At 72.9% G+C, this 20,395-nt stretch carries 13 protein-coding genes; 10 read left to right on the top strand and 3 right to left on the bottom strand.

Annotated elements, in window-relative coordinates; translation table 11 throughout:
• Positions 1-44: 44 nt before the first annotated feature.
• Entirely contained in the window at positions 45-1,163 is a 1,119-nt protein-coding gene (locus tag ACZ6S8_RS12585; protein WP_469454977.1) for a DUF3533 domain-containing protein, read from the top strand.
• A 76-nt stretch (positions 1,164-1,239) separates the two neighbouring features.
• Positions 1,240-2,424, top strand: a complete 1,185-nt coding sequence (locus ACZ6S8_RS12580; RefSeq protein WP_469454975.1) for an AAA family ATPase — start codon at positions 1,240-1,242, stop codon at positions 2,422-2,424.
• 78 nt (positions 2,425-2,502) lie between these two features.
• Here the strand turns inward: ACZ6S8_RS12580 and ACZ6S8_RS12575 are convergent, their stop codons facing one another.
• Together ACZ6S8_RS12575 and ACZ6S8_RS12570 are read right to left on the bottom strand one after the other, a co-directional pair.
• Positions 2,503-4,158, bottom strand: a complete 1,656-nt coding sequence (locus ACZ6S8_RS12575; protein WP_469454974.1) for an amidohydrolase — start codon at positions 4,156-4,158, stop codon at positions 2,503-2,505.
• Between the two features lie 115 nt (positions 4,159-4,273).
• Positions 4,274-5,665, bottom strand: a complete 1,392-nt coding sequence (locus ACZ6S8_RS12570; protein ID WP_469454973.1) for a purine-cytosine permease family protein — start codon at positions 5,663-5,665, stop codon at positions 4,274-4,276.
• 185 nt (positions 5,666-5,850) lie between these two features.
• On the opposite strand from ACZ6S8_RS12570, the gene ACZ6S8_RS12565 reads away from it, so the two are divergent.
• Positions 5,851-6,453: a TetR/AcrR family transcriptional regulator gene (locus ACZ6S8_RS12565; protein WP_469454971.1), complete on the top strand. Its 603-nt coding sequence runs from the start codon at positions 5,851-5,853 to the stop codon at positions 6,451-6,453.
• 120 nt (positions 6,454-6,573) lie between these two features.
• Here the strand turns inward: ACZ6S8_RS12565 and adhE are convergent, their stop codons facing one another.
• Entirely contained in the window at positions 6,574-9,192 is a 2,619-nt protein-coding gene (adhE, locus tag ACZ6S8_RS12560) for a bifunctional acetaldehyde-CoA/alcohol dehydrogenase (protein ID WP_469454969.1), read from the bottom strand.
• 324 nt (positions 9,193-9,516) lie between these two features.
• Here adhE and ACZ6S8_RS12555 point away from each other — a divergent pair, with 324 nt between their 5' ends.
• The 7 genes from ACZ6S8_RS12555 (at position 9,517) to ACZ6S8_RS12525 (ending at position 20,390) form a co-directional block, all read left to right on the top strand.
• Entirely contained in the window at positions 9,517-10,419 is a 903-nt protein-coding gene (locus tag ACZ6S8_RS12555) for an alpha/beta fold hydrolase (protein ID WP_469454967.1), read from the top strand.
• 267 nt (positions 10,420-10,686) lie between these two features.
• Positions 10,687-10,851, top strand: a complete 165-nt coding sequence (fxsA, locus tag ACZ6S8_RS12550; protein ID WP_469454966.1) for an FxSxx-COOH cyclophane-containing RiPP peptide — start codon at positions 10,687-10,689, stop codon at positions 10,849-10,851.
• A gap of 29 nt (positions 10,852-10,880) precedes the next feature.
• Positions 10,881-13,163, top strand: coding sequence for a radical SAM/SPASM protein FxsBH, inactivated beta-hydroxylase extension form (gene fxsBH, locus ACZ6S8_RS12545; RefSeq protein ID WP_469454964.1), 2,283 nt, complete (start codon positions 10,881-10,883; stop codon positions 13,161-13,163).
• Positions 13,160-13,975, top strand: coding sequence for an AAC(3) family N-acetyltransferase (locus ACZ6S8_RS12540; RefSeq protein WP_469454962.1), 816 nt, complete (start codon positions 13,160-13,162; stop codon positions 13,973-13,975). Before fxsBH ends, ACZ6S8_RS12540 begins: the two co-directional genes overlap by 4 nt.
• A gap of 43 nt (positions 13,976-14,018) precedes the next feature.
• The gene (locus ACZ6S8_RS12535) at positions 14,019-15,416 is read left to right on the top strand and encodes a TIR-like protein FxsC (RefSeq protein WP_469455452.1); all 1,398 of its coding nucleotides are present in this window, start codon (positions 14,019-14,021) and stop codon (positions 15,414-15,416) included.
• On the top strand, positions 15,400-19,419 hold the full coding sequence (gene fxsT / locus ACZ6S8_RS12530) for an FxSxx-COOH system tetratricopeptide repeat protein (protein WP_469454960.1): 4,020 nt from the start codon (positions 15,400-15,402) through the stop codon (positions 19,417-19,419). Before ACZ6S8_RS12535 ends, fxsT begins: the two co-directional genes overlap by 17 nt.
• A gap of 74 nt (positions 19,420-19,493) precedes the next feature.
• A complete protein-coding gene (locus ACZ6S8_RS12525) occupies positions 19,494-20,390 on the top strand; it encodes a DUF4231 domain-containing protein (RefSeq protein WP_469455450.1) in 897 nt (298 codons plus the stop codon).
• Positions 20,391-20,395 lie beyond the last annotated feature (5 nt).

The raw sequence follows: 20,395 nt of genomic DNA, 5'->3' as shown, positions 1-20,395 counted from the left end.
CTCCCCTGCTGCGCCCCGCCCCCGCCGCGCCGAGCGTGGGGGGCATGAACCAGCCCACCGAGAGCACCGCAGCAGGCCCGCCCGGAGGCTTCCTCGCCGAGGTCAAGGACGCCGTGACCGCCCGCGCGGCCCTGCTGGTCCTGGGGGTGCTGGCCCTCCAGCTCGCCTTCATCACCTCGTACATCGGGGCCTTCCACCACCCGAAACCGCGCGACATCCCGATCGCGGTGGCCGCCCCCCTCGCTCCGGTCGCCACGCAGACCGCGCAGCAGCTCGGCGCCCTGCCCGGCGATCCGCTCGCCCCCCGCACCGTCAAGGACGAGGCCGCGGCCCGCGCCCAGATCAAGAACCGGGACGTCGACGCCGCCCTGATCATCGACCCGTCGGGCACGATCGACCGGCTGCTGGTCGCCAGCGGCGCCGGCGCCTCCCTCTCCCAGGCCGTCGAGGAGGTCGTGGGCCTCGCCGAGCAGAGCCAGGGCCGCACCGTCCGGATCGTCGACGTGGCCCCGGCCGCCGCCGGCGACGGACGCGGGCTGAGCGCCTTCTACCTGGTCGTCGGCTGGTGCGTGGGCGGCTACCTGTGCGCCGCGATCCTCGCGATCAGCGCCGGCGCCCGCCCCGCGAACTCCGCCCGCGCCGTCATCCGGCTCGGCGCGCTGCTCGTGTACGCGATCGTCGCCGGACTGCTCGGCGCGGTCATCGCCGGCCCGGTCCTGGGCGCCCTGTCCGGCTCCCTCATGGCGCTGTGGGGGCTGGGCACCCTGGTCGTCTTCGCGGTCGGCGCGATCACCCTGGCCCTCCAGGGGCTGGCGGGCGTGGTCGGCATCGGCCTCGCGATCCTGCTGGTCGTGGTGCTCGGCAACCCGAGCGCGGGCGGCGCCTACCCGTACCCGCTGCTGCCGCCGTTCTGGAGTGCCATCGGCCCGGCCCTGCCGCCGGGCGCCGGCACGTACGCCGCACGCTCCATCGCGTACTTCAGCGGCAACGGCGCGGGCGGGCCGATGCTGGTGCTGGCCGGCTGGGCGGTCCTCGGCTCCGCGGTCACGCTCGCCTGCGCGATCTTCCGCAAGGGCAGGCCCGGTCCGGCGGTCGGCAGCGGGCTCCCCGGCGACGCGCCGTCCGTCCCCCGGTTCGCCGGGGAGGGAACGGACGCCCGGTGAACGACCCGGGGCCGCCGGGTACTGCCGACGGGCCGTTTCCCCGCGCCCGGCGAGCGACCCGGGGCATGATCGTCCCGTGATCACCACGCTCGCCGTCGAGAACTACCGCTCCCTGCGCAAACTGGTCGTCCCGCTGGGCCGGCTCACCGTCGTGACGGGCGCGAACGGGACCGGCAAGTCCAGCCTGTACCGCTCGCTGCGCCTGCTCGCCGACTCCGCCCGCGGTGGCGCCGTCGCCGCGCTGGCCAGGGAGGGCGGGCTGCCGTCCACCCTGTGGGCAGGGCCGGAGAAGCTCGGCCGGGCGGTGCGCGAGGGACAGCACCCGCTCCAGGGCACGGTCCGGAGCGAGCCGGTCAGCCTGCGCCTGGGCTTCGCGGGCGACGAGTTCGGTTACGCCGTCGACTTCGGGCACCCGGCCCCGGTCCCGGATTCGCTCTTCTCCCTGGACCCGGAGATCAAGCGCGAGTGCACCTGGGCGGGGCCCGTGCTGCGCCCGGCCGCCCTGCTGTCGGACCGGGCGGGCCCCGCCGTGCGGACGCGCACGGCCGACGGCGGCTGGCACCGGACGCAGAACGCCCTGCGCCCGTACGACTCCGTGCTCGGCGAGCTCGCCGACCCCCAGCTCGCCCCCGACCTGCTCGCCCTGCGCGAGCTGATGCGGTCCTGGCGGTTCTACGACCACGTCCGCACCGACGCCGGGGCGCCCGCCCGGACCCCGCGGATCGGCACGCGTACGCCGGTGCTCGGCGCCGACGGCTCGGACCTGCCCGCCGCGCTCCAGACGATCCGCGAGATCGGGGACCACGCCGCGCTGGACGAGGCCGTCGAAGCGGCCTTCCCGGGCAGCCGGGTCTCCGTCACCGAACGGGACGGCCGCTTCGCGCTGGAACTCCACCAGCACGGCCTGCTGCGCCCGCTGGACGCCGCCGAGCTCTCCGACGGCACCCTGCGCTACCTGATCTGGACGGCGGCCCTGCTGACCCCGCGGCCGCCCGCCCTGATGGTGCTGAACGAGCCGGAGACCAGCCTCCACCCGGACCTGCTGGAACCGCTCGCGGACCTGATCCTCACGGCCTCCCGGAACACCCAGACGGTGGTGGTCACCCACGCCGACGCGCTGGCCGGGGCCCTGGCCGCCGGAACCCGCCGGCACCGGGTGGACCTGCGGACGATCACCCTGGTCAAGGAGTTCGGCCGCACCGAGGTCGCGGGCCGCGAGGGCCCGCTGGACGAACCGCTCTGGTACTGGCCCCAGCGCTGACCCCGCCGCAAGACGCACGCGGCCGGCCCCCGGGGCGGCGTACAGCCGGCCCCGGGCCCCGCGACGCCCCGCCGGGCGTCAGCCGGCCCGGTGGGCGACCTCGCCCGCCACCACGACCACCTCCGCCACCGTGCCCGGGATCCGCTCCGGGGCGACGGCGAGGATGTCCCGCGACAGCACCACGAAGTCGGCCGCCTTGCCCACGGACAGCGAACCCCGCTCCGCCTCCAGGAAGTTGGCGTACGCCGAGCCCATCGTGTAGCCGTACACCGCCTGCGCCACGTCCACCGTCTCGGCCGGCTGCCACGGGTCGCCGCCGCCCAGCGGGCGGCGCGTCACCGCCGTGTAGATGCCGACCATCGGGTCCATCTCGGCGACGTTCCAGTCGCTGGAGAAGGCCAGCACCGCGCCCGCCTCCTGCAGGCTCCGCATCGGCCACGCCTTGTGCCAGCGGTCCTCGCCCACGTTCTCCGCCCAGTCCTGGCCGGGCCCGGCGATCTCCGGCGCGCAGTGCCGCGGCTGCATGCACGCGACCACGCCCAGCTCCGCGAAGCGCGGCACGTCCGCCGGGTCCAGGCACTCCACGTGCACGACCTGGTGGCGGGCGTCGCGCGGACCGTTCACCGTACGGGCGTGCTCGACCGCGTCCAGCACCGTACGGATGCCGCGGTCGCCGGTGGCGTGCACGAAGCACTGGAAGCCGCGCGCGTCCAGCCCGGCCAGCAGGTCCGCGAACTCCTCCGCCGGGTAGAACGTCTCGCCCCGGTGCGCGCCGCAGCCGGTGTACGGCTCCAGCAGCGCGGCCGTGCGCGGTTCCACCACGTCGTCGATGTACAGCTTGAGCGGGCCCACCCGCAGCCGGTCCCCCGCGTACATCCGGGCGGCCGCCGCGAAGCCGTCGAGCTCCTCCTCGGTGGTGCCGCGCGGGTGGAACAGCGCGGCGACGATCCGCGAGCGCATCCGCCCCTCCGCCCGGGCCCGCTCGTAGAGCTCCAGGTCGTCGAGGGAGTTCTGCGGTTCCACGACGGTGGTGATGCCGAAGCCGATGGCGTCGTCGAGGCTCTTCACGAGCCGCCCGTACTGGCGCTCCGGCGAGGCCCACGGCACGCCGAGGGCGCGCAGCTCCCGGTGGCCGTCGCGGGAGAGCCCCTTGACGGCGAAGTCCGTGACGAAGCCGGTGGGTTCGCCGGTCTCCGGGTGGGTCGCGGCCGTGCCGAACGGCAGGTCGGTGCGGTCCCGGGTCACGCCGAGGCGCCGCATGGCCGCGGTGTTCAGCCAGGCCGTGTGCACGTCGTACGAGAGCACGATCGCGGGGGTGTCCCCGGTGACCGGGTCCAGGTCGGCCGCGCACGGCATCCGCCCGCCCGGAACGGCCGAGTAGTCGAAGGCCTCCGCCTCGATCCACTCCGCGTCGGGGTGCGCCTCCCGCCAGGTGCCGATCCGGTCGAGGATCGCCTCCAGGATCCGGACCCCGGCCAGCTGCACGCAGGCGTCGTCGGAACCGAGCCGGACGTGGTTGTGCGCGTCGATGAACCCGGGCAGCACCAGCTTCCCGCCCGCGTCGAGCACCTCGGTGCCGGGCCCGTACCACTGCCCGGCGTCGGCGTCGGCGCCGACCCAGACGATCCGGCCGTCGTGCACGGCGAGGGCCTCGGCCTCGGGCAGGGCGGGGTCCACGGTGTGGATGCGGGCTCCGGTGAGCAGCAGGTCTGCGGGGAAGGGGTGCGATGACATGGGGTGGTGCTCCTGGGCGACGTGGACGGGTGCGGGGGGGGACGGGAGTGGGGAGTGGGGCCGGGGGACGGGACCGGGGCCGGGGCGGACAGGCCGGGGCGGACTGCCGGAGGGGTCAGGCGGCCGGCGCGTACGCGGGCGTCCGGCGGACGAGGGCCGCGTACGTGAGCCCGGACACCACCGCGCCGAGCAGGGTGAGGTCGGCGCCGCCGAGCGGGGCCACCAGCGGGCCGGTCCACAGCTCCGAATCGCAGGTCAGGGCCGCGAAGGCCATGCCGGCGAGCAGGGCGGCCAGGCCGGCCGGGTGGTAGCCGGCGCGGTACCAGTAGGCGCCCGCGCGCCCGGCGTGCAGCGCGTCGGAGTCGTAGCGGCAGCGGCGCAGCAGCATGTCGGCGAGGAAGACCCCGCCCCAGGGCGCGAAGACGATGATCAGCAGGGAGAGGAAGGAGAGCAGGGAGGTGGTGAAGTCGGTGAGGAACAGCGCGCCGAGTGAGCCGGCGGCGGTGACGGCGGCGCTGATCAGGATGGCGCGGGCCCGGCTCCAGGGGATGCCGAGGACCTGGAGGTTCAGGCTGGAGGAGTAGAGGGTGATGATCGAGTTGGTGACGGAGCCGCCGAGGACCAGGGCCAGGAACAGGGGCTGGAACCAGCCCGGCAGCAGGCTCTCGGCCCCCGCGACCGCGTCGGTCATGTCGGTCTGGGTGGCGGCGGCCACGCCCGCGACGCCGAGGGCCACGGAGGAGACGAAGCCGCCCAGGGCGCCCATCCAGGTGATCGACTTCAGCGTGGTGGTGCGGGGCAGGTAGCGCGTGTAGTCGGCGGGCATCGGCAGGTACGAGAACGGCCCGGCCAGCATGACCACGAAGGCCAGGCTCCAGCCGGACAGCCCGGGGGCGGCGGCGGGTGCGGAGGTCTCGGCGCCGGGCAGGACGAAGACGAGGAGCACGCCGAAGCCGGCGGCGAGGACGTAGGCCATCCAGCGCTCGGCGAACTGCACGGTGGCGTGGCCCCACATCGCCACGGCGAAGGTCAGCGCGAGGGTGAGGGCGAGCGCGAGGGCCCGGACGCCGTTCCCGGTGCCGAGGCCGGTCTCGGCGAAGAAGACCTCCAGGGCCAGCGTCCCGACCACGGTGTTGACGATGGTGTAGCCGATGCTCACCACCCAGTTCAGGACGCCGGCGGGGAAGTTCCCGCGGACCCCGAAGGCCGCGCGGGAGATGACCAGGGTCGCGGTGCCGGTGCGGATGCCGCTGAGGCCGGCGGCGCTGACGGCGAAGAAGGACAGTCCGCTGATCACGACGACCGCGGTGGCCTGCCAGAAGGAGAGGCCGAAGGCCACGGCGAGGGCCCCGTTGATCACGTAGGTGAAGGTGAGGTTCGAGCCGAACCAGAGCCAGAAGAGGTCCTTGGCGCTGCCGTGCCGCTCGGCGTCGGGGATGGGGTCGATGCCGTGGGTCTCGACCCGGAAGACCTCGTCGACGTCGGGCGTCGTCTCCTGCTGTGTCATGCGCCGTACCCCTGATCTTCGACCCGCGGGAGCCCGCGGGGCCCTGCGGGACCGCTCCGGACCGTACTGGACCTTGAACGACGTTCTAGGTTCTTGAATGGCATTCAAGATGCGGGGCGAACGGGGGCCGCGTCAAGACCCTGTCCGGGATAAGGTCGGGACCCGAAGATCAGGAGGGCGGACCGGTGGCGGGAGCGGCACGGCGGCGCGACGGGCAGATCGCCCAGGAGCGGATGCTGGAAGAGGCCATGACGGCGATCGCCGAGGACGGGCTGGCGGCGCTCACCATGTCCGCGCTCGCCGAGCGGCTCGGCACCAGCGGCGGCCACATCCTGTACTACTTCGGCAGCAAGGACCGCCTGCTGCTGGAGGCGCTGCGCTGGAGCGAGGACCAACTCGCCGCGGAGCGGGCCGGGTTGCTGAGCCGGCGGGTCACCGCGCACCGCAAGCTCGCCCTCTTCGCGGAGCTGTACCTGCCGCGCGGCCCGCGGGACCCGCGCTGGACCCTGTGGATCGAGCTGTGGGCCCGTACGGCCTCCAACGAACCACTGCGCGCCGCCCAGCAGGAGATCGACGACGGCTGGCAGCGCGACCTGGAGGCCCTCCTCGCCAAGGGCGTCGACCAGGGCCGTTTCGCCCCGGTGGACGTGCCCGGCCGGGCCTCGGAGCTGCTGGCCCTGCTGGACGGGCTCAGCACCCGCGTGGTCCTGGGCCAGCCCGGCGCGGACCGCTCCGCCGCCCTGGAACGGGCCCGCTCGGCCACGGCGGCCCTGATCCCGCACCTCTAGAAGCCGCCGGGGACCCGGGAGCGGCCCGCCTGCGACGCGGACGCGGAGGGGCCCGCCCGGTGCGTGCGCACCGGGCGGGCCCCTGTTCCCTCACCGTCCTCCGCCGGCGGCCCCGGGGGGTCACGCTCCGGCCGGGGCGCCCTCCGCGGTGCCGTAGTACGCCTGCCGCATGAGCTGCCGCATGTCGTCGATCATCGGCATCCGGGGGTTCGCCGGGGCGCACTGGTCGGCGTAGGCGTTCATCGCCTGGGTCGGCAGGGCCTCCAGGAAGGCCCGCTCGTCCACGCCCTCCTCGGCGAAGGAGGCCGGGATCCCGCACTTCGTACGGAGCTCCTCGACGGCCCGCGCGTAGGACTCCACGCCCTCGGCGGGAGTGGCCGCCGGCAGGCCCAGCATCTTCGCGATCTCCTGGAAGCGCTCCGGCGCCCGGTAGACCTCCGCCTTCGGCCACGGGGTGGCCTTGTGCGAGACCGTGCCGTTGTGGCGGATCACGTGCGGCAGCAGGATCGCGTTGGTGCGGCCGTGGGCGACCTTGAAGGTGTTGCCCAGGGTGTGCGCCATGGCGTGGACCAGGCCCAGGAAGGCGTTGGCGAAGGCCATGCCCGCGACCGTCGAGGCGTTGTGCATCTTCTCGCGGGCCTCGGGGTCGTTCGGCCCGTCCACGACGCACCGCTGGAGGTTCTCGAAGATCAGCTTGATCGCCTGGAGGCAGAGGCCGTCCGTGTAGTCGTTGGCGTACGCGGAGACGTAGGCCTCGGTGGCGTGCGTCAGGGCGTCGAAGCCGGAGTCCGCGGTCACGGTGGGCGGCAGGCCCATCGACAGGACCGGGTCGACGATGGCGACGTCCGGGGTCAGCGCGTAGTCGGCGAGCGGGTACTTCTGGGCCGCGGCCGGGTCGGAGATGACCGCGAAGGGGGTGACCTCGGAGCCGGTGCCCGAGGTGGTCGGGATGGCGACCATCTTCGCCTTGCCGCCCAGTGAGGGGAACGTGTAGGCGCGCTTGCGGATGTCGAAGAACTTCTCCTTCGTGTCCCCGAACTCCACCTCCGGGTGCTCGTACATCAGCCACATGATCTTCGCGGCGTCCATCGGGGAGCCGCCGCCGAGGCCGATGATCGTGTCCGGCCGGAACTCGCGCATCAGCGCGGCGCCCGCCCGTACGGTGGCCAGCTCCGGGTTGGGCTCGACGTTGTCGATGACCTGGACGGCGACCGCGCCGTCGCGGGCCTGGAGGATGTCGGTGACCCGCTGCACGAAGCCGAGGGAGACCATCGTCCTGTCGGTGACGACGGAGACGCGGCTGATGCCGTCCATCTCGCCGAGGTAGCGGATGGAGTTGCGCTCGAAGTAGATCTTCGGCGGGACCTTGAACCACTGCATGTTGTTGTTGCGCCGTCCGATCCGCTTGATGTTGACCAGGTTCACCGCGGTCACGTTGTCGGAGACCGAGTTGTGGCCGTAGGAGCCGCAGCCCAGGGTCAGCGAGGGCAGGAAGGCGTTGTAGACGTCGCCGATGCCGCCGAACGTGGACGGGGAGTTGGCGATGACGCGGACCGCCTTGACCCGGCGGCCGAACTCCTCGACGAGCTCCTCGTCCTCGGCGTGGATGGCGGCGCTGTGGCCCAGCCCGTGGAACTCCACCATCGCGGCGGCGAGTCGGAGGCCGTGTTCGGTGTCGGAGGCCTTCAGCGCGGCCAGTACCGGGGAGAGCTTCTCGCGGGTCAGCGGCTCGCCGTCGCCGACCTCGCCGCACTCGGCGAGCAGGAGGGAGGTCCCTTCGGGGACGGTGAACCCGGCCTGTTCGGCGATCCACTGCGGGGACCTTCCGACGACGGCCGGGTTCAGCTTCGCGCCGGAGCAGTCGGCGGCGTGGGCCGTCGTACCGAAGACGAACTGCTCCAGCTTGGTCTTCTCGGCGGCGCTGACCACGTGGGCCCCCAGGCGCCGGAACTCGGCGATGCCCGCCTCGTAGACCTCCTGGTCGAGGATGACGGCCTGCTCGGAGGCGCAGATCATGCCGTGGTCGAAGGCCTTGGAGAGCACGATGTCGTGGACGGCGCGGCCCAGCTTGGCGCTCTTGTGGACGTACGCGGGAACGTTGCCGGCGCCGACGCCCAGGGCCGGCTTGCCGCACGAGTAGGCGGCCTTGACCATGGCGTTCCCGCCGGTGGCGAGGATGGTGGAGACGCCCGGGTGGTTCATCAGCGCGCCGGTGGCCTCCATGGAGGGGACGGTGACCCACTGGATGCAGTCCTCGGGGGCGCCGGCCGCGACGGCCGCGTCGCGCACGGTGCGGGCGGCTTCGGCGGAGCAGTTCTGCGCGGAGGGGTGGAAGGCGAAGATGATCGGGTTGCGGGTCTTCAGCGCGATCAGGGCCTTGAACAGCGTCGTCGAGGTCGGGTTGGTGACCGGGGTCATCGCGCAGACGACGCCGACCGGTTCGGCGATCTCGGTGATGCCGTTCAGCTCGTCGCGGCGGATGACGCCCGCCGTCTTCAGCCCGCGCATGGAGTTCACGACGTGCTCGCAGGCGAAGAGGTTCTTGACCGCCTTGTCCTCGAAGAGGCCGCGGCCGGTCTCCTCGACGGCGAGCTGCGCGAGTTCGCCGTGCCGGGCCAGCGCCGCCAGGGAGGCCTTCTTGACGATGTGGTCGACCTGCTCCTGATTGAACGACTCGAACCGGCCGAGCGCCGCGAGCGCGCCCTGAACCAGTCCGTCCACCATCTCGTTGGCCTGCATGACGGGAACTCCTTCATTTCGACCCGGCCCGAACCGGCGATCCGCTGATTTCCTGACGACTCAGCCTGATGACTCAATTCCACACCCGAAAACGGAAGCCGCAGCGCCGAAAAAGCCCCTTTCGAGGGGGCCGAAGGACCGTTCACGCCGGTTCACGCCCCTCAAATCCCCTACGTGACCTGGGCATATGCCGAGGGACCAAAGACCTCTGCGCGCTTGTGAAAACTTTCACAAGAATTTCGCGCGAAGTGCGCCCTACCGCACTCCTCCCCCAGCGAGCACAATCACCGTGACGGCTCGCGTCGACCATGAGGGAGGGAGCGAGTGCGCCATCAGGTGCGTACCGCCGACGGCCGCGCCCTGACCGTGGAGCGCTGGGGCGATCCGGGTGGCAGGCCGGTCTTCCTGCTCCACGGCACCCCCGGCAGCCGCCTGGGCCCGGCGCCCCGGGGCATGGTCCTCTACCAGCGCCGGATGCAGCTCATCGCGTACGACAGACCCGGCTACGGCGGCTCCGACCGCCACCCCGGCCGCACCGTCGCGGACGTGGCCCAGGAGGTGGCCGCGATCGCCGACGCCCTCGGCCTGGACGCCTTCGCCGTGGCGGGCCGCTCCGGCGGCGCCCCCGGCGCCCTGGCCTGCGCCGCCCTGCTCCCGGACCGGGTCACCCGGACGGCAGCCATGGTGGGGCTGGCCCCCTGGGACGCGGAAGACCTGGACTGGTTCGCCGGGATGGCCGACTCCAACGTCCAGGAGTACACCACCGCCTTCGACGACCCCGAGGAACTGGCGGCCCGGCTGATCCCCCGCGCCGACGGCATCCGCAAGGACCCCGGCCGCCTCCTGGACGAGCTGCGCCAGGACCTGACGGCCAACGACCGCATGATCGTCTCGGATGCGGGCCTGCGGTCGATGCTGCTGCGCAACTACCGTGAGGGCCTGCGGACTTCGGCCTACGGATGGATCGACGACGCCCTCGCCTTCAGCCGCCCCTGGGGCTTCGACCCGGCCGACATCCGCTGCCCGGTGCTGATCTGGCACGGGGAACTGGACGTGTTCTCCCCCGTCGGCCACTCCCGCTGGCTGGGCCGCCGGATCCCCGGCGCCACCACCACCATCGACCCGGCCGGCGCCCACTTCGCCGCCCTGCGCGCGCTGCCCGACGTCCTGAACTGGCTGCTGCGCGACGTCCCGGCACCCCCGGTGAGCGAACAGCAGCCCGCGTAGCGGGGCCGAAGCCGGAGACGGGCCGGGGCGGACCGGGACCGGAGCCGGGGCGCCGAAATCGTCCGCCGCGCGAAATGGATCTTGCCGTGCGGCGAACGGCCGAATACGCCCACCGTGAAATTCGCCGCCCTTTGCCTAGAACGCTTGACCAGGCGTCATGTCTCGGTTGCCAATGGGGTGTGGCCGAGTAAAGTCCACGCTTGACAGCAGCGTGCCGTTGTTGTCATTCACATGCCCATTCCCCATGGCTCCCCCAAGGACGGTGTCGTGAACACTTCCGCAACCCCCGCGACCAGCACGGTCAAGGCCCGCCGGACCCCGCTCGCCCAGATCGACGTCCGCAGCGCCTCGGCGACGGCGACGCTCGGCCGTGTACTGCCGGCGGAATCCGGTCGTTCGGTCCAGTCACCGATCTTCAACTCCGCTCTCTGACGGTGGAGTAAGCGCTCTAGACTGGTGGAATGACCGGCCTGATCGCATTTCGCGAGATCGTCCTGAAAGTTCACAGCAGATGCGATCTTGCTTGTGATCATTGCTACGTCTACGAACACGCAGATCAGAGCTGGCGGGCTCGACCGAAGGTGATCTCCCCCGAGGTCGTCTCGCAGACCGCGTCGCGGCTCGCCGAGCATGCCCGTGACCATGCACTCCCCTCTGTCACGGTGATTCTCCACGGAGGGGAACCCCTGTTGGCCGGCCCCGACCGGCTCCGGCTCGTGTGCGAGGAGTTCACCCGGGCGCTCGCCGGAACGGCCGCCCTGGACCTGCGGATCCACACCAACGGCCTCCAGCTGAACAGCCGGTACCTCGACCTCTTCGACGAGTTCGGCGTGCGGGTCGGCATCTCCCTCGACGGGGACCGCGCCGCCAACGACCGCCACCGCCGCTTCGCGGACGGCCGTACGAGCCACCCCCTGGTCCTGGCCGCCGTCGCCCTGCTCCGCTCCGCCCCCTACCGCCACCTCTACCAGGGCCTGCTCTGCACCGTGGACGTCGCCAACGACCCGGTCGCCGTCCTGGACGCGCTCGTCGCACTCGAACCCCCGCGCGTGGACTTCCTCCTCCCCCACGCCACCTGGGACACGCCCCCGGCCCGGCCCGACGGCGCCCCCGACGCGTACGCCCGCTGGCTGCTGCGGGTCTTCGACCACTGGGAGCGCCGCGAGCGCCCGGTACCCGTACGGCTCTTCGAGTCCCTGCTCTCCACCCTGCGCGGCGGCCCCAGCCTGACCGAGTCCCTGGGGCTGGCGCCCACCGACCTCGTCGTCGTCGAGACCGACGGCACCCTGGAGCAGGTGGACTCCCTCAAGAGCGCCTACGAGGGCGCGGCGGCCACCGGGTTCAACGTCTTCGACCACGCCCTCGACCAGGTCGCGGCCCATCCGGGGGTCCGTGCCCGGCAGCTGGGCCTGGCCGGGGTCAGTGAGGCGTGCCGACGGTGCCCCGTCGTACGTTCGTGCGGCGGGGGGCTCTACACCCACCGCTACCGCGACGGGCACGGCTTCGAGAACCCCTCCGTGTACTGCACCGACCTGCGCGAGCTCGTCGACGGCGTCGAGGGCCGCACCTCCGCCGGGGAGACCGCGCCGCAGCTCGCCGACCCGGCGGAACTCGCCCGGTCCCAGGAGGAGCTGACCCGGGTGCTGCTCGCCCGGCTGCACGCCGACCTCGCCGGGGAACCCGCCTGGGCCCGGGCCTGGGAGCTGCTGGCCGAAGTGGAGCGGGCCGGGGACGCGGGCGCCGACGCCCTGGACGCCGTACTGGACCACCCGTTCACCCGGACCTGGGTGCTGGCCGCGCTGGACGGAGCGCGCGGGGACCGCCCCTCCGGCGCGGCGCCCGGCCCCGATCCCGCGGAGGCCGCGCGCCGGCTGACCGCGCTGACCGCCGCGGCCGTGCTGCGCGGCGGGCTGGACCTGCCGGCCGAGGTCGCCTACCGGGACGGCGAGGTGTACCTGCCGACGCTGGGCCTGCTGCGGCTGGGCGAGCCCGGCACCGAGGGCCGGGCCGCGCTGCGGGCGGCCGACGGGGCGTACGCCGTGCGGGACGGCCGCACCGAGCACCGCTTCGGGCCGGCCGCGGGGGACGCGCGCTGGCAGCCCGTACGGACCTGGTCGCCCGGGCCGGACTCCGCGCCGGTGGCGCTGGAGGACCTCGACCCGTACCGCAACTGCTTCGCCCGCCCGCCCAGGCTCCGGCTCGGCGCCGGGGAGGCCGACGAGTGGCGCGGCCGGCTGGACGGGGCGTGGGCGCTGCTGTGCGCCTCGCTGCCGGAGTTCACCCGGGCGGCCACCGCCGGGCTGAGTCCCCTGAGCACCCTGACCCCGCTCGCGGGCGGCCCGCGGGCCGGCGACTGGGGCGAGGCGGGCCGGCACGGCCCCGGGGCGCTCGGGGTGCCGTACGCGGCGGGGGTCCGGGAGACGGCGCTGGCGCTGCTGACCGGGCGGCGCCGGGCCCGGCTGCGGGCGCTGACCGAGGTGGCCGACCTGTACGCGCTGGACGGGCAGTGGGAGCACCCCTCGCCGTGGCGGGAGCGGCCGGTCCCGGTGTCGCGGCTGCTGGCGGACGTGCACGAGCGGGTGGCGGTGGAGGCGTACCGGCGGGCGACGGCGGCCCCGGAGCCGGGCGCCTCGGACGCCATCCACCGGGCCCTGGACCGGCTGTCGGGAGCGGCCGAGCTGACGGTCACCGGCAAGCGGCTGGTGGCGGAACTGCGCGGGGAGCTGAAGGCGGTCGACGCGTGAGCGCCCCGCCGCGCGGGGTGCCGGGCGCCCTGACCCTCGCGGCGCAGCTGCGGCGGCTCGGTGTGCGCCCGGGGATGCGGCTGATGGCCCACGCCTCCCTGAGCGGTACGGGGCTGCGCGCCGAGGTGCTGCGCGAGGCCCTGACCGGTCTCCTCGGGCGCCGCGGCACCCTGATGGTCCCGGCGTTCACCGCGTCCAACTCCGTCACCTCCGCCAGCCATCGGCGGCGGACGGCGGGCCTGACCCCGGAGCAGGTGGCGGCCTTCCGGGAGCGCATGCCCGCGTACGACCCGCTGCTCAGCCCCAGCGAGGGCATGGGGGTCCTCGCCGAGGCGGTCCGCACGGCGCCGGGCGCCGCGCGCAGCGCCCACCCGCAGACCTCGTTCGCCGCCGTGGGCCGGGACGCGGCGCGGCTCTGCTCGGGCCACCGGATCGAAAGCCACATGGGCGAGGACTCCCCCCTGGGAAAGCTGTGCTGGGAGGGAGGACAGGTACTCATGATCAATGTGGGGTTTTCCGTCTGCACCGCATTCCATCTCGCGGAGTATCGAATTCCGAAGCCCCCCTTGCGCATGTACGAGTGTGTGGTGAAGGTGAACCATCCGGGGGTCCGGCCAGGGCGTCAGCAGGGGGGAGAGTGGACCGCGTACGAGGACGTCGAGCTGGACGACAGTGATTTCGCGGAGATCGGCGGAACGTTCCCGGATTCGCGGGCGCGCAGGGGATGGGTGGGCGGGGCTCCGGCCATGCTCTTCTCGATCCCGGACGCCGTCGATCACGCCCGTGAATGGATGACCGAAAACAGACGCTGATTGACTGAACGATGAGGGGATGTGGCGATGCAGCTCCGGAATGATGTTTCTTCGCTCGCATCTTCGGGACGGGGGGCGTGTGCCCGCATCAGTGCAGCCGTACTTTTTTCTCAGTTATGCGCATACACCGAGATTCGGGGCCGGGGGGCCCGACCCGGACATGTGGGTCGAGCGTCTCTTCCGCGACCTCTGCAGCCACGTCATGGCCCTGACGGACCTCCCCGCGGGTTCCGACGCCGGATTCATGGACCGGGAGATACGCAGCGGCGAGGGCTGGTCGGAACGGCTCGGGGCGGCGCTCGCCACCTGCCGGGTGTTCGTACCCCTCTTCTCGCCGCGGTACTTCGCCAGTGAGATGTGCGGAAAGGAGTGGTTCGCCTTCACGCAGCGCCTCATCCAGAAGAGCGCCATCACGAACGAATCGGCCGACGCCATCGTGCCGGCGTTATGGGTGCCGGTGCCGCCGTCCCAACTTCCCGGCCCCGCCGAACGGTTGCAGTTCAACCACAACACCCTCGGGGAGCGGTACGTCACCGACGGGCTGTACGGGCTGATCAAGCTGCGCGGATACGCCGAGCAGTACGAGCGGGCCGTGTACGAGCTGGCCAAGCGCATCGTCTCGGTGGCCGAAACCGTCCGCCTGGCGTCCACCCGCCCGGTCGACTACCGGGGCATACCGAGCGCCTTCGGCACGCCGGGAAACGCCGGCCGCACCCTGCAGGTGACCGTGGCGGCCTCGTCCCGGCACGACCTGCCGGACGGCCGCAGCCCCGAGTACTACGGGGACAGCGCGCTGGAATGGAACCCGTACCACCCGGTCTCGCAGAAGCCCATCGCGTACGTGGCCGAGGACCTGGTCAGGTCCCTCAACTACCGCACGACCATGGCCACGTTCGACGACGAGGCCGGGCACTTCGACAGCAAGCAGCCGCCGACCCGCCCCGAGATCCTGATCGTCGACCGCTGGGTGGTCGAGGACGAGCAGCGCCGCCGGCGCCTCGCCGCCTTCGACCAGGAGTCCCGCCCGTGGATCAACGTGGTCGTCCCGTGGAACCGCTACGACCACCAGAGCCGGGCGAAGGAAGCCGAGCTGACCCGGCGGCTGGAGGAGACCCTCCCCGTCAAGATGGGCCAGGGCCGGGCCGCGTGCCGGGCCGCGGCCAACGGCGTCGCGAACATGGAGACCCTCGGCCAGATCCTGCCGCAGGTGGTCGAGGCAGCGGCCCAGCAGTTCCTCAGACACGCCCAGGTGTACCTGCCGGCCGGCAACACCCACACCGAACGACCGCGGCTGATCGGGCCGATGGGGATGAACGAGCCGTTCACGCCCGCGCCGTCCGTCCCCTTCCCGCCCGATGCCCAGCGCGCGCACACCGCAAGCAACGACGGCAACGACGCCGACGACATCGACCGGGGGGACGCGGATGACAGCGAGTCGTGACAGCGACAGCCGTGACGGACGGATCGTCACCTTCTACTCGTACAAGGGCGGTACCGGCCGCACCATGGCGCTGGCCAACACCGCCTGGATCCTCGCCGCCAACGGCAAGCGGGTCCTCGCCGTGGACTGGGACCTGGAGGCCCCGGGCCTGCACCGCTTCTTCCACCCCTTCCTCGACCCGTCCACGCTCGGCGCCACCACCGGGGTCATCGACCTGATCAGCGAGTACGCCTGGGCCGCGACGAGCCCGGTGGCGCGGGCCGAGGACTGGCACAAGGACTACGCGCGCATCCAGCCGCACGCGGTCTCCCTCACCCCGGAGGTCCTCGGCTGGGAGTTCCCGGACGGCGGCACCCTCGACTTCGTCTCCGCGGGCCGCCAGAACCGCGAGTACTCCGCGACCGTCTCCACCTTCGACTGGGACAACTTCTACGACCGGCTCGGCGGCGGGCTGTTCTTCGACGCCTTACGCGCGGACATGAAGCGCAACTACGACTACGTCCTCATCGACAGCCGCACCGGCCTGTCCGACATCGCGGACATCTGCACCGTCCACCTCCCGGACGTCCTCGTCGACTGCTTCACCCTCTCCGACCAGTCCATCGACGGCGCCGCCTCCGTCGCCCGGCAGATCGACGAGCGGTTCAACGACCGCGGCATCACGATCTACCCGGTCCCGATGCGCATCGACGAGGGCGAGAAGGAGAAGGCCGACGCCGGCCGGGCCCTGGCCCGGATCAAGTTCGACCGCTTTCCGGGCGGCCTCGTCGGGGACGAGCTGACCTCCTACTGGGGCGCGGTGGAGATCCCCTACCGCCCGTACTACGCGTACGAGGAGACCCTGGCGACCTTCGGCGACGAGGCCGGGCTCACCAACTCCCTGCTCTCCGCCTTCGAACGCCTGACCACCGTGGTGACCGGCGGCGAGATCACCTCGATGCCGGTCATCGGCGAGGAGGTACGGCTGCGCATCCGCGACGCCTTCACCCGGCGCCGTCCCGCGCTGCCCGCCGACCTGTTCCTCTCGTACGTCGCCGAGAACCGGATGTGGGCCGACTGGATCGAGTCGGTGCTCACCCGGGCCGGCTTCCGGGTCGTCCCCCGGGACGTCTCCGCCGAACAGCCGCCGTCCGGCGCGGCGGGCGCCGGGGCGGGTGCCGGTGCGGGGCAGGGCTCCGGCGACACGCTCGGCGGCGCGGGCCTGAGCGTGGACACCGCCGCCCGCACCGTGGTCCTGCTCTCCAGCGCCTACCTCAAGTCGGCCCGGGCCGTGGACGTGTGGAACCGGGCGGCCGCCGAGGACCCGACCGGCGGCCGGCGCCAGCTGGTGCCGCTGCGCGTGGGCGACGTACGGCTCGCCACGCCCTACATCGACCGCAACCCGGTGGACCTGTTCCGGCTGGACGAGGTGCACGCCACCACCGCGCTGCTGCGCGCGGTGGAGCGGCCGATGGCCCTGCCCGACACCGTCAACAGCGCCTCGCAGCCCGGCCCCCGCTTCCCGGGGACCGTCCCGAAGATCTGGAACGCACCGCCCCGCAACACCGGGTTCACCGGCCGCAGCATCGTGCTGGAGCGGATGCGCGACCAGCTCGGCGGCGGCATGGCCGTCGTGCTGCCGCAGCCGCAGACGCTGTACGGGCTCGGCGGCGTCGGCAAGACCCAGGTGGCCCTGGAGTACGTGCACCGGTTCATGGCCGACTACGACCTGGTGTGGTGGATCTCCTCGGAGCAGACCGACGACGTGGTCGCGGCCCTCGCCGAGCTGGCCGTACGGCTGGGGGCGCAGACCGGGGAGGACATGGCGGCCGCCTCCCAGGAGGCGATCGACCTGCTCCGCCGCGGGGTCCCGTCCTCGCGCTGGCTGCTGGTCTTCGACAACGCCGACGACCCGGAGACCCTCAAGCGGTTCTTCCCGCCGGGCGGTCCGGGTCACGTGCTGGTGACCTCCCGCAACCAGTCCTGGTCGCAGTACGGCGACGCGCTGCCCGTGGACGTCTTCCTGCGCGAGGAGTCCATCGAGCACCTCCAGCGCCGCGCGCCCGGACTGTCCCAGGACGACGCCGAGCAGGTCGCCGTGGCGGTGGGAGACCTGCCGCTGGCCGTGGAGCAGGCCGGTGCCTGGATCGCGGAGACCGCGACCCCGGTGTCCGCGTACATCGAGCAGCTCGCGCAGCAGGCCGCCCGGGTGCTGGGCCTGAACCAGCCCCCCGGGTACCCGCAGCCGGTGGCCGCCACCTGGAACGTGTCCATCGAGCGGCTCCAGTCCCGCTCCCCCGCCGCCGTACGGCTGTTGCAGCTGTGCGCGTTCTTCGCACCGGAGCCGATCTCGGCCAACCTCCTCTACAGCAAGGAGATGATCGACGCGCTCAAGCCGTACGACTCCTCCCTGCAGGAGAAGCTGGTGCTGGGCCGGGTGATCCGGGAGATCGGCCGGTTCGCCCTGGCCAAGGTCGACCAGGTCGGCAACAGCATCCAGGTGCACCGCCTGGTCCAGGCCGTCATCCGGGCGCAGCTCTCGGAGGAGGAGCAGCACGAGGCCCGGCACGCGGTGCACCGGATCCTGGCGGGGGCCCGGCCGGACGACGACGAGCCGATAGACAACCCGGAGACGTGGCCGCGGTTCAACACGATCTGGCCCCACCTGACTCCGTCCGACGCCCGCCACTGCAAGGAGCCGGAGACCCGCCGGCTGCTGATCGACCGGGTGCGGTACCTGTGGAAGCGCGGTGACTTCAAGGCCGCGCACCAGCTGGGCGAGGAGCTGCGCGAGGTCTGGAAGGAGACCCTGGGCGGCGACGACCTGCAGTACCTCTACCTGCGGTTCCACCTCTCGAACATCCTGCGCTCGCAGGGCCGTTTCGTGGAGGCGATGGAACTGGACGAGGGCACGCTGGAGCGGCAGCGGGACGCCCTCGGGGCCTCCCACCCGCACACGTACATGACCACCAGCGGTCTGGCGATGGACCTGGGCGCGCTCGGCCGCTACGGCGAGGCGATGGAGCTGGCGACGGCCGCGCACGAGGGCTTCGGGCAGATCTTCCACGAGGCCCACCCGCGCACGCTGGCCGCCGCGAACAACCTGGCGCTGAACCTGCGCATGGTCGGGCAGTACTCCCGGGCCCGGGAGATCGACCAGGAGGTCTTCGACCGGCGCACGGAGGTGCTGGGCCCGGACCACCCGTACACCCTGTCCTCGGCGCAGAACCTGGCCCGGGACCTGCGCGAGGTGGGCCGCTACGACGACTCGGTGCAGCTGCTGGCCCGGACGTACGAGATCTACAAGCGGCAGCTCGGCTGGGCGTTCCCGGGCACCCTGTCGGCGGCGAAGAACCTGGCGGTGTCGCTGCGCCGGGCCGGGGAGCTGGAGGACGCGCTGCGGCTGACGACGGCGACCCGGGGCCGCTACCGGGCCAAGTACACCTCGGTCAACCCGGACCTGCTGGCCTGCGAGCTGAACCTGGCCGCGGACCTGTTCGCGACCGGGGACCCGGGCGCGGCCCGGGACCTGGCGCAGGAGGTGGTCGACGAGTACATGAAGGTGCCGGGCGAGCGGCACCCGTACACCCTGGCGGCCGTCAACAACCTGGCGGTCTTCCACTGGGGCACGGGCGCGTCGGAGACGGCGGAGCCGATGCTGCGGCAGACGATCCGGCACATGCGCGAGGTGCTGGGCGACAACCACCCGCACACGATCTTCGCGCACCTCAACCTGGCCAACGCCCGGGCCGACCTGGGCGATCCCGAGGGTGCCCTGGAGCTGGAGCGGCTGTCCGTGATGCGGCTGCGCGAGTCGCTCGGGGTGCACCACCCGGAGACCCTGGCGAGCGCCTCCAACATGGCGGTCAGCCTGGACTCCATGGGCCGCAAGGAGGAGGCGGCCCGGGTCCGTGCGGAGACGGTGGCCGAACTGACCCGGCTGCTCGGCGAGGAGCACGGACTGACCCGCTACGCCCGCGACGAGCGGCGGGTCCACCGTGACCTGGAGCCCCTCGCCGTGTGATCCGACCGCGGGCGGTGGGGCCGCGCGGCCCGACCGCCCGCCACCCGACAGCAGGGGGCGCCGTGACCGACAGCATGACCTTTCGAAACGAGGACCTGCCGGCCCTCTTCCACCACACCGACCGGGCCGCGATCTCCCGCCAGCGGGAGTCCACCCAGGCGACCCGTGCCCAGCTGCTGCTGCTGGTCGCGGCCGCGGGGGCGGCCGCGCTGCCGTCGGGCCCGGAGCTCGGCCCGGTGCGCCTGTTCGGGCTGCTGAGCGCGCTCGCGTACGCGGGGGTGCTGGCCGTGGGCGTACGGGCGACCCGGCGGCGGGCCCGCCCGCAGTGGCAGCTCAACCGCAGTGCGGCGGAGTTCATCAAGTCCCTGGCGTGGCGGTACGCCGTGCACGGCGCGCCGTTCGGCACGGACGCCGCCGACGCGGGGGCGACGTACCGGGCCCGGCTGGAGAAGGGCCTGGACGAGCTGCGCAAGATGGGCTGGGAGGACCCGCGGGCCACCGGGGAGGTCCCGGAGGGCGGGGAGATCACCGGCGCGATGGAGCGGCTGCGCGGGACGGGCTACCAGGCGCGGCGCGAGACGTACGTCCGGGACCGGCTGATCGAGCAGCGCAACTGGTACCGGAGGCGGACGGAGGTGTCCCGCCGGGCGACCGCCCTGTGGTCGTGGACGATCGTGCTGCTGACCCTCCTGGCCCTGCTGCTCGCGGTGTTCGGGATGTTCGGCTCGGGTCCGGGCGCGGAGCTGACCGGGCTGCTGAGCGCGGCCGCCGCGGCCGGGATCGCCTGGAACGAGGTGCGCCGCCACCATCCGCTGATCGAGGCGCACACCCTGATCGAGCAGGACCTGGCGGCCATGATGGTCGTGATGCAGACGACGATCACCGAGTCCCAGTGGCCCTCGTCGGTGTACGAGACCGAGCGGTACGTCTCGCCGCAGCACACGGACTGGCTGGCCCGGCACAGCAGCTGACGGCC

The sequence above is a fragment of the Streptomyces sp. NPDC048461 genome (assembly GCF_055587105.1).
The sequence above is the reverse complement of the archived record's forward strand: the minus strand, read 5'-3'. Positions and strand labels throughout refer to the sequence as shown.

Coding starts and splice junctions, on each gene's coding strand:
- ACZ6S8_RS12585 (WP_469454977.1), top strand. CDS start 45: ATGAACCAGCCCACCGAGAGCACCGCAGCAGGCCCGCCCGGAGGCTTC.
- ACZ6S8_RS12575 (WP_469454974.1), bottom strand. CDS start 4,158: ATGTCATCGCACCCCTTCCCCGCAGACCTGCTGCTCACCGGAGCCCGC.
- ACZ6S8_RS12570 (WP_469454973.1), bottom strand. CDS start 5,665: ATGACACAGCAGGAGACGACGCCCGACGTCGACGAGGTCTTCCGGGTC.
- adhE (WP_469454969.1), bottom strand. CDS start 9,192: ATGCAGGCCAACGAGATGGTGGACGGACTGGTTCAGGGCGCGCTCGCG.
- fxsBH (WP_469454964.1), top strand. CDS start 10,881: ATGACCGGCCTGATCGCATTTCGCGAGATCGTCCTGAAAGTTCACAGC.
- ACZ6S8_RS12535 (WP_469455452.1), top strand. CDS start 14,019: ATGTTTCTTCGCTCGCATCTTCGGGACGGGGGGCGTGTGCCCGCATCA.
- fxsT (WP_469454960.1), top strand. CDS start 15,400: ATGACAGCGAGTCGTGACAGCGACAGCCGTGACGGACGGATCGTCACC.
- ACZ6S8_RS12525 (WP_469455450.1), top strand. CDS start 19,494: ATGACCTTTCGAAACGAGGACCTGCCGGCCCTCTTCCACCACACCGAC.